At 69.4% G+C, this 9487-nt stretch carries 8 protein-coding genes; all 8 read left to right on the top strand.

The window, feature by feature from the left end; all coding sequences use genetic code 11:
• The first annotated feature begins 293 nt into the window (after positions 1-293).
• A complete protein-coding gene (folC, locus tag AC07C1_RS40915; RefSeq protein ID WP_478947191.1) occupies positions 294-1808 on the top strand; it encodes a bifunctional tetrahydrofolate synthase/dihydrofolate synthase in 1515 nt (504 codons plus the stop codon).
• Positions 1809-1816: 8 nt separating this feature from the next.
• Positions 1817-2173, top strand: coding sequence for a DUF4233 domain-containing protein (locus AC07C1_RS40910; protein ID WP_478947190.1), 357 nt, complete (start codon positions 1817-1819; stop codon positions 2171-2173).
• Positions 2174-2315: 142 nt separating this feature from the next.
• Positions 2316-2729: a nucleoside-diphosphate kinase gene (ndk, locus tag AC07C1_RS40905; RefSeq protein WP_478947189.1), complete on the top strand. Its 414-nt coding sequence runs from the start codon at positions 2316-2318 to the stop codon at positions 2727-2729.
• 279 nt (positions 2730-3008) lie between these two features.
• Positions 3009-4028, top strand: coding sequence for a rod shape-determining protein (locus AC07C1_RS40900; protein WP_031158632.1), 1020 nt, complete (start codon positions 3009-3011; stop codon positions 4026-4028).
• A 166-nt stretch (positions 4029-4194) separates the two neighbouring features.
• A complete protein-coding gene (gene mreC, locus AC07C1_RS40895; protein ID WP_478947188.1) occupies positions 4195-5133 on the top strand; it encodes a rod shape-determining protein MreC in 939 nt (312 codons plus the stop codon).
• Positions 5134-5147: 14 nt separating this feature from the next.
• Entirely contained in the window at positions 5148-5825 is a 678-nt protein-coding gene (mreD, locus tag AC07C1_RS40890) for a rod shape-determining protein MreD (protein WP_478947187.1), read from the top strand.
• A 125-nt stretch (positions 5826-5950) separates the two neighbouring features.
• Entirely contained in the window at positions 5951-8203 is a 2253-nt protein-coding gene (gene mrdA, locus AC07C1_RS40885) for a penicillin-binding protein 2 (protein WP_478947186.1), read from the top strand.
• Positions 8200-9396 carry a rod shape-determining protein RodA gene (gene rodA, locus AC07C1_RS40880; protein ID WP_478947185.1) on the top strand — a complete coding sequence of 399 codons (1197 nt, stop codon included), beginning with the start codon at positions 8200-8202 and terminating at the stop codon, positions 9394-9396. Before mrdA ends, rodA begins: the two co-directional genes overlap by 4 nt.
• The last annotated feature ends 91 nt before the right edge of the window (positions 9397-9487 follow it).

Here is a 9487-nt window from a genome sequence, read left to right as displayed (position 1 = left end):
TCCTGCGGCCCTGGGCCACCGTCCGGGTCTTGCGGATCTCGAACATCGCACCCCTTGAGCTGGGGTGTTGCGACGACCACTAGAACTCAAGGATGGGCACCGGGGGCCTTCTCGTGCGCCCCCCAAGGGGCGCTGGGAACCGCGCGATCGGCCACGACGCACCCGCAGCCGGCCGGCCGTGACCAGCCATCCCGGGCCCCCGCCGGGCAATCGCGCACCCCGCAGCCGGCCGACGAGACAAGCCACCCCATACCGGCGCCGCCAAGCCCCCGCCCGCTCCGTAGACTGGCACCGTGAGCGAGCACCCCGGCACCAGTGACACCCCCGACCCCCTCGACGCCTTCGAAGAACTCGTCGCGGAGGAGACCGACCGCGACCCCGACCTCGCGGTCATCGAGGCCGGCAGCCGCACCCTGCGCACCCAGGGCAGCTCGCCGCAGGCCGACGTACCGGGCCGTCCGCAGGACCCGGAGGTCGACAAGGCCCTGCGCGAGGTCGAGGCGGAGCTGGCCACCCGCTGGGGCGAGACCAAGCTGGAGCCCTCGGTCAGCAGGATCTCCGCGCTGATGGACGTGCTCGGGGAGCCGCAGCGGGCGTACCCGTCCATCCACATCACGGGCACGAACGGCAAGACCTCCACCGCCCGCATGATCGAGGCCCTGTTGGGCGCATTCGAGCTGCGCACCGGCCGCTACACCAGCCCCCACGTGCAGTCGATCACCGAGCGGATCAGCCTGGACGGCGTCCCGATCTCCGCCGAGCGGTTCATCGAGACGTACCAGGACATCAAGCCGTACGTGGAGATGGTGGACGGACAGCAGGAGTACCGGCTGTCCTTCTTCGAGGTGCTCACCGGAATGGCGTACGCGGCCTTCGCGGACGCCCCGGTGGACGTCGCCGTCGTCGAGGTCGGCATGGGCGGCTCCTGGGACGCCACCAACGTGATCGACGGCGATGTCGCCGTGGTCACCCCGATCGGCCTGGACCACACCGACCGCCTCGGCGAGACGCACGCGGAGATCGCCACCGAGAAGAGCGGCATCATCAAGCAGGACGCGACCGTCATCCTGGCCCAGCAGCCGGTGGACGCCGCGCAGGTGCTGCTGAAGAAGGCCGTCGAGGTGGACGCGACCGTGGCCCGCGAGGGCCTGGAGTTCGGGGTCGTCGCCCGGCAGGTCGCCGTCGGCGGGCAGCTGCTCACCCTGCGCGGCCTCGGCGGCGAGTACCACGAGGTGTACCTCCCGCTGCACGGCGCGCACCAGGCGCACAACGCGGCCGTCGCCCTCGCCGCCGTCGAGGCGTTCTTCGGTGTCGGCTCCCAGCGCGCGGAGCCGCTGGACGTCGACACCGTCCGCAAGGCCTTCGCGGCCGTCTCCTCGCCGGGCCGCCTGGAGGTCGTACGGCGCTCCCCGACGGTCGTGCTGGACGCCGCGCACAACCCGGCGGGCGCCGTGGCCGCCGCGGAGGCCGTGCGGGAGGCGTTCGACTTCACCCGGCTGATCGGTGTGGTCGGCGCGAGCGGCGACAAGAACGTGCGTGGGTTGCTGGAGGCCTTCGAGCCGATCTTCGCCGAGGTTGTCGTCACCCAGAATTCCAGCCACCGCGCCATGGACGCGGACGAGCTGGCCGCGATCGCCGTGGAGGTGTTCGGCGAGGAGCGGGTGCAGGTCGAGCCGCGGCTGCCCGACGCGCTGGAGGCCGCGATCACGCTGGCCGAGGAGGAGGGCGAGTTCGCGGGCGGTGGCGTGCTGGTCACCGGTTCCGTCATCACGGTCGGAGAGGCCCGGCTGCTGCTGGGGAAGGGCTGAGGTTTCCTGTGCGTACGCTCTGTGCATCGACGCTCATCGGCGAGTTCTTCGTCATCGGGTTCGCCGGGCTCGTCGCCATGAAGGACCCGGATCTGTCCACCTCGACGGTGTGGCTGGTCAGCGGCATCGCCATGCTGCTGTGCGTGCTGCTGTGCGGCATGGTGACCCGCCCCGGCGGGGTGGCCCTCGGCTGGGCCCTGCAGATCGCGCTGATCGCCTCCGGCGTCTTCATCCCGACCATGTACTTCATGGGCGCGATCTTCGCGGCGCTGTGGTGGGCGTCGGTGCACTTCGGCAGAAAGGTGGACGAGGCGAAGGCCCGTTTCGCCGCGCAGAGCGGTGAGAACAGCCCGTCCGGCGCCTGAGAGCGGGCCGTCCGGGCCGTCCCCGGGGTCTGCCGGGCGGCAGCCCCGGCTTCGGCCGTCTGCCCGAGCTGACACTGCGTAACGGCTCCGCGGACACGCCCTGTAGCCTCATCCCACCGCACACGCAGAAAAGGAGCCTCCCGTGAGCCAGCGCACCCTCGTCCTCCTCAAGCCCGACGCCGTCCGTCGTGGCCTGACCGGCGAGATCATCAGCCGTATCGAGCGCAAGGCCGGCTGGCAGATCACCGCGCTGGAGCTGCGCACCCTGGACCGCGCCACGCTGGAGCACCACTACGCCGAGCACGTCGGCAAGCCCTTCTACGAGCCGCTGGTCGAGTTCATGTCCTCCGGCCCGGTCGTCGCCCTGATCGTCGAGGGCGAGCGGGTCATCGAGGGTGTACGCGCACTGGCCGGCCCGACCGACCCGATCGCCGCCGCCCCCGGCTCCATCCGCGGCGACTACGGCGTCATCGTCCGTGAGAACCTGATCCACGCCTCCGACTCCGAGGAGTCCGCCGAGCGCGAGGTGAAGATCTTCTTCCCGGCCCACGCGTAACGCCAACGCCCAGGCAGCGGTGGCGGAAGGTCCGGGACATGTGCTCCCGGACCCCCGTCTTCCCGGCATGGGTACCGGCGATTGAGGGAACGAGCGCCCCCGAACGCCCGTCTCCACAAGCGAGGCGGCCCGCCATCTGGTGACAATGGCGGAGACCCTCGCGCAGTGTTCGTGAAGGCGCGTTTACGATGGAAGCCTTCACGTCACAGCACCCGCCTCGCCGACCTGACATGCCCTCAAAAGCTCGGGAAGGCCAGATGAATCCGGATGGGGAACTCAATGTCGTTCATCGGCCGTGACATGGCTGTCGACCTCGGGACCGCCAACACGCTGGTGTACGTCAGGGGTCGCGGGATCGTACTCAACGAGCCGTCCGTCGTCGCCATCAACACCAACACGGGTGGGATCCTCGCGGTCGGCGCCGAAGCGAAGAAGATGATCGGCCGGACGCCGGGCAACATCGTCGCCGTGCGGCCGCTGAAGGACGGCGTGATCGCCGACTTCGAGATCACCGAGCGGATGCTCCGCTACTTCATCCTGAAGATCCACAAGCGGCGGTATCTCGCCCGGCCGCGGGTCGTCGTCTGCGTGCCCTCGGGCATCACGGGCGTCGAGCGCCGCGCGGTCATCGAGGCGTCCTCCCAGGCCGGCGCCCGCCAGGTGCACATCATCGAGGAGCCCATGGCGGCGGCCATCGGCTCCGGTCTGCCGGTCCACGAGGCCACCGGCAACATGGTGGTGGACATCGGCGGCGGCACCACGGAGGTCGCGGTCATCTCGCTCGGCGGCATCGTCACCGCCCAGTCCATCCGCGTCGCCGGCGACGAACTGGACAACGCGATCATCCAGTACATCAAGAAGGAGTACAGCCTTCTGCTGGGTGAGCGCACGGCCGAGCAGATCAAGATCACGATCGGTTCGGCGTACGACCTCGACGCCGACGAACACACCGAAGTACGCGGCCGGGACCTGGTCTCCGGACTGCCCAAGACCGTCGTCATCTCGGCCGCCGAGGTCCGCAAGGCGATCGAGGAGCCGGTCAACGCGATCGTCGACGCGGTCAAGACGACCCTCGACAAGTGCCCGCCGGAGCTGTCCGGCGACATCATGGACCGAGGAATCGTTCTGACCGGCGGCGGAGCCCTGCTGCGCGGGCTCGACGAGCGGCTGCGGCGGGAGACCGGCATGCCGATCCACATCGCCGAGGACCCGCTGGACAGCGTCGCGCTCGGCTCCGGCAAGTGCGTCGAGGAGTTCGAGGCGCTGCAGCAGGTCCTGGACGCCCAGCCGCGCAGATGACGTAACTCTTCGATTCCGCCGTACGAGACGTTCTCCTCTCGTGCGGCGGATCGTTGATATCGAGGCATAAGCTCCCCCGAATGGGCCTCTTGGGTTTGCGCCGCACCATTCGCGTTTGCCAGAAGGCCCCCGAATTCCTACTCGAGGAAGGGCACGGCCGCCGCACGTGAGGGACACGAAAGAGAGCCGGCTGCTCCTGGTCCTGCTGATCGCCATCGCGTTCGCGCTGATCACGGTGGACATCCGCGGAGGCCGGAACTCCCCGGTGGACGGTGCCCGGCACGCCGCGGCCGCGGCGTTCGGCCCGGTCGAGAACGGACTGTCCTCGGCGGTCGATCCGGTCGGCAACGCCGTCTCCGCGATCCGGGACTCCGGCAGCCGCCACGACCGGCTCGCCGCACTGGAGAAGGAGAACTCGGCCCTCAAGGCGAAGCTCGGCAGCGACGACCGCAACCGCAGCCGCCTGGCGCAGCTGGACAAGATGCTGAAGATCGCCGGCGAGGGTCAGTACGGCATCAAGGGGGCCCAGGTCATCGCCATCGGGTCGGCTCAGGGCTTCTCCTGGACCATCACCATCGACGCCGGTGCCGACGACGGCATCAAGCGGGACATGACCGTGCTGAACGGTGACGGGCTGGTCGGCCGCGTCACCACCGTCGGCCCCAGCACCTCCACCGTGCTGCTCGCCAACGACCCCGACTTCACCGTCGGTACCCGTATGGAGGGCAGTGACGAACTCGGCTTCGCCTCCGGACAGGGCGACCGCCCGCTGCGGGTGGAACTGCTCAACGGCAAGGCGGAGGTGCAGAAGGGCGACCGGCTCGTCACCTTCGGCTCGCAGGCCGACAAGCCGTTCGTGCCGGGTGTCCCGGTCGGTGTCGTCTCGCGCGTCGACCCCTCCGGCGGCGGCCTCACCCGCACCCTCTACGTCACCCCCTACGTCAGCTTCACCAAGCTGGACATGGTCGGCGTGGTCGTCGAGGCACCGAAGAAGGACCCGCGGGACACCGTGCTCCCGGGCAAGCCCAAGCCGACCCCGAGGCCGACGGTGACCGTCACGGTGACCCCCTCGGCGGACGCATCCGCCGACGGCCAGCAGCAGTAGGAGCTGACTTCCCCATGCGCCTCAACCGGATCCTGCTCTCCAGCGCGCTGGTCGTCGTGGCCCTGGTGATCCAGGTGAGCGTCCTCGCCCGCCTGCACCTGCCGGGCGCCGTCCCCGACCTGCTGCTGCTCACCGTCCTCGGCCTCGCCATGGTGTACGGCCATGTCGGCGGCGCTCTCGTCGGCTTCGGCGCGGGCCTGCTGGCCGACCTGGCCCCGCCCGCCGACCACGCCGCCGGCCGCTACGCGCTCGTGCTGTGCGTCATCGGCTACTTCGCCGGGCTCATCAAGCCGGAGAACGGCCGGCTGAAGTCGGCGACCGGCCCGATGACCGTCGTGGTCGCCGCCGCCATCGGCTCCACCCTGCTGTACGCCGGGGTGGGCGCCCTGGTCGGCGACACCGCCGCCCGCCATGTCGGCCTGACCGGGCTGCTGATCTCGGCCGCCCTGTACGACCTGCTGCTCGCTCCGTTCGTGGTCCCCGGGATCATGTGGCTGGCGCGCCGCTCCGACAACGACCCGCTCGCCGAGGCCGGCCCCGCCGCGAAGGCCGGCGACATCTCCTCCGGCTGGCTCTCCTCCGGCACCGGCCTGCGCATCGGCAGCCAGCGCGGCGGACTCGGCGCCCTGAAGGCCAAGGCCCGCACCCGCTCCGCCCGGGTCGGCCGCATCAAGGGGGTCAAGCGGCTGTGAGCGCCGGAGAGTTCACCCGAACGGGGCAGCTTTCGCGGAACGCGCGTTCACAGGCTGGTCGTTCATCATTCGTACGCGCCGACGCATCCAGCACATCCGTGCACTGAGAGGGGGAGACAGCCGCAGTGACCAACATTCCCGAGACCGGTCGGACCCCACGGGTCCAGATCCGGCTCGTCGTGATCCAGATCCTCGTCCTCTCCCTCCTCGGCACCCTCGGCGGCCGGTTGTGGTACCTGCAGATCCGGGAAGGCGCCGAGTACCAGAAGCAGGCGTCGGGCAACCACGTGCAGCAGGTCGTCGACCCCGCCGTGCGCGGCGACATCCTGGACGCCCGGGGCGTGCCCCTCGCCGACAACGAGACCCGCCTGGTCGTCTCCGCCTCCCGTACCGACCTGCTCAAGCAGAAGGACGACGGCAAGGCCGTCCTCACCAAGCTGGCCGGCGTCCTCGGCATGAAGCCCGAAGAGGTCAGGCAGAAGGTCCGGCTGTGCGACTCCAAGACGCCCCAGCCCTGCTGGAACGGCTCGCCCTACCAGCCGATCCCGATCACCGACGAGGCGACACCCAGGCAGGCCCTGCAGATCCGCGAACGCTCCGAGGACTTCCCCGGCATCACCGCCGAGCCCGAGGCCGTGCGCCGCTACCCTGGCCCCGGCAAGTCCAACTCCGCGCAGGTGCTCGGCTATCTCTCGCCGGTCACCGACTTCGAGATCCAGAAGGCCAAGGACACCGACTCGCCCTACCTGCGCTCCGACATGGTCGGCCGCTCCGGCCTCGAGCGTGAGTACGACAAGATGCTGCGCGGAAAGGCCGGCGTGACCCGCTACGAGGTGGACAACCTCGGCCGGGTCATCGGCAAGGCCAAGTCGGACGCCGCCGAGCCCGGTTCGAACCTGGTCACCAGCATCGACTCCCGGGTGCAGCGGGTCGCCGAGTACGAGCTGGACAAGGCGATGAAGATCGCCCGCCAGCAGCTCGACAAGATCACCGGCGAGAACTACAAGGCCGACTCGGGCGCGGTCGTGGTGATGGAGGCCAAGACCGGCCGGATCGTCGCCATGGCCTCCGCGCCGACGTACGACCCGAACGTGTGGGTCGGCGGCATCTCCGCCAAGGACTACAAGGCCCTCACCGGCAAGAACTCCGACTACCCGCTGCTCAACAGGGCCATACAGGGTCAGGCCGCGCCCGGCTCGACCTTCAAGGTGGTCTCCACGGCCGCCGCGGTCCAGGCCGGCTACCCGTGGGACGGCGGCTACCCGTGCACCAGCTCCTACTCGGTCGGCGGCCAGGTCTTCAAGAACTTCGAGGGGGAGAGCTTCGGCCCCATCTCGCTCGGCCGGGCGCTGGAGGTCTCCTGCGACACCGTCTTCTACGGCCTCGCCGACAGGGAGTGGAAGAGGGACGGCGGCATCAACCCCAAGAAGGGCCGGCCCAAGGACTGGTTCTTCAAGACCGCCCACCAGTTCGGCCTCGGCAAGGAGACCGGTGTCGACCTGCCCAACGAGGTCACCGGCCGCGTCCCCGACCGCCAGTGGAAGCTGGACTACTGGAAGGCCAACAAGGACGCCTGGTGCAAGTCCGGGAAGAAGGACGGCTCCTACGTCGAGAAGATCGCGTACGAGAACTGCCTCGAGGGCAACAAGATGCGCGAGGGTGACGAGATCAACTACTCCATCGGCCAGGGCGACACCCTCGTCACGCCGATCCAGGAGGCCGTGATCTACGGCGCCGTCGCCAACGGCGGCACGATGTACCAGCCGACCATCGGCAAGGCGATCATCAGCGCGGACGGCAAGACCGTCACGCCGATCGCGCCGAAGAAGAACGGGAAGCTGCCGGTCAGCCAGGCCACCCTGAAGGGCATGGACGACGCCTTCGCGGGCGTCATCACGCGCGGTACCGCCGCCTGGAAGTTCGGCGGCTGGCCGCAGGACAAGATCGCGCTGCACGGCAAGACCGGTACCGCCGAGGTCTACGGCAAGCAGACCACGTCCTGGCTGGCCACCTACTCCAAGGACTACACGGTGATCATGACGATCGCCCAGGCCGGTACGGGTTCCGGCGCCTCAGGTGAGGCCGTGCGCAACATCTACAGCGCGCTCTACGGCGTCAAGGGCGACGGCTCCATCGACAACAAGAAGGCGCTGCTGCCGCAGCCGCAGAAGGGCCTGCCGAAGGTCCGCCCGGACGGCACCGTCGTCAACCCCAAGGTCACCGGGGACCCGGCGAAGGACGTCGAGGCCTCCCAGAAGGACAACACCGGCAACGGCGACGACCAGCAGCCGCCGGCCACCACGGCCTCGCCGGCCACCGGCAACCGTGACACCCGCAGGCGGCCTCGCAGGAGGGGAAGCCGGAGGATGCCCTCATGACCGGCGTGAACAGCTTCTCCGTCTCCGGGTACGGCCCCGAGCGGGCCGGCTGGACCAGGATCCTCGCCCGCGACTCGCTGACCCGCCGGCTGGACTGGCCGATACTGCTCGCGGCCACCGCCCTGTCCCTGCTGGGCTCGCTGCTGGTGTACTCGGCGACCCGCAACCGTACCGAGATCAACCAGGGCGACCCGTACTTCTTCCTGGTCCGCCACCTGATGAACCTCGGCATCGGCATCGCCCTGATGATCTGCACGATCTGGCTCGGCCACCGGGCCCTGCGCAACGCCGTGCCCATCCTGTACGGCCTGTCGGTGCTCCTCGCCCTGGTGGTCCTCACCCCGCTCGGCGCGACGATCAACGGCCAGCGCAACTGGCTCGTCATCGGCGGCTTCTCCCTCCAGCCCGCCGAGTTCCTCAAGGTGACGATCATCCTGGGCATGGCGATGATGCTGGCCGCGCGGGTGGACGCGGGCGACAAGCCCTACCCGGACCACCGGACCGTGTTCCAGTCCCTGTGCCTGGCCGCCGTACCCGTCCTGATCCTGCTGCTCATGCCCGACCTCGGCTCGGTGCTCGCCATGGTGGCGATCGTCCTGGGCGTACTGCTCGCCTCCGGTGCCTCCAACCGCTGGGTCTTCGGCCTGCTCATCGCGGGCGTGATCGGCTGCGTCGCCATCTGGCAGCTGCACATCCTGGACGAGTACCAGATCAACCGGTTCGCGGCCTTCGCCAACCCCGACCTGGACCCCGCCGGTGTCGGCTACAACACCAACCAGGCCCGCATCGCCATCGGCTCCGGCGGGCTGACCGGAGCCGGGCTCTTCCACGGCTCGCAGACCACCGGCCAGTTCGTGCCCGAGCAGCAGACGGACTTCGTCTTCACGGTCGCGGGGGAGGAGCTGGGCTTCCTCGGCGCCGGCCTGATCGTCTTCCTGCTCGGGGTCGTCCTCTGGCGCGCCTGCCGGATAGCGCGTGACTCGACCGAGCTGTACGGGACGATCGTCGCCGCCGGCATCGTCGCCTGGTTCGCCTTCCAGTCCTTCGAGAACATCGGCATGACCCTCGGCATCATGCCGGTCACCGGCCTCCCGCTGCCGTTCGTGTCGTACGGAGGGTCGTCGATGTTCGCGGTATGGATAGCGGTCGGACTCCTGCAGTCGATCAAGGTGCAGCGGCCCATGTCGGCCTAGGCCCAATGCCGGTGACTTAGGTTGTGCCTTGTCGGGTGATGGTCACGGTGTTCCGTGCGGGTGGTGTCCGGTTGCGGTGCTCGGCCCGTTT

It is taken from the genome of Streptomyces sp. NPDC045022 (genome assembly GCF_056432605.1).
Note: the sequence above shows the minus strand (reverse complement) of the source record. Positions and strands in the feature narration are given on the sequence as shown.

Bases quoted from the DNA above. Each gene is read 5' to 3' on its own strand.
- AC07C1_RS40900 (WP_031158632.1), top strand. From the start codon at position 3,009: ATGTCGTTCATCGGCCGTGACATGGCTGTCGACCTCGGGACCGCCAAC.
- mreD (WP_478947187.1), top strand. From the start codon at position 5,148: ATGCGCCTCAACCGGATCCTGCTCTCCAGCGCGCTGGTCGTCGTGGCC.
- rodA (WP_478947185.1), top strand. From the start codon at position 8,200: ATGACCGGCGTGAACAGCTTCTCCGTCTCCGGGTACGGCCCCGAGCGG.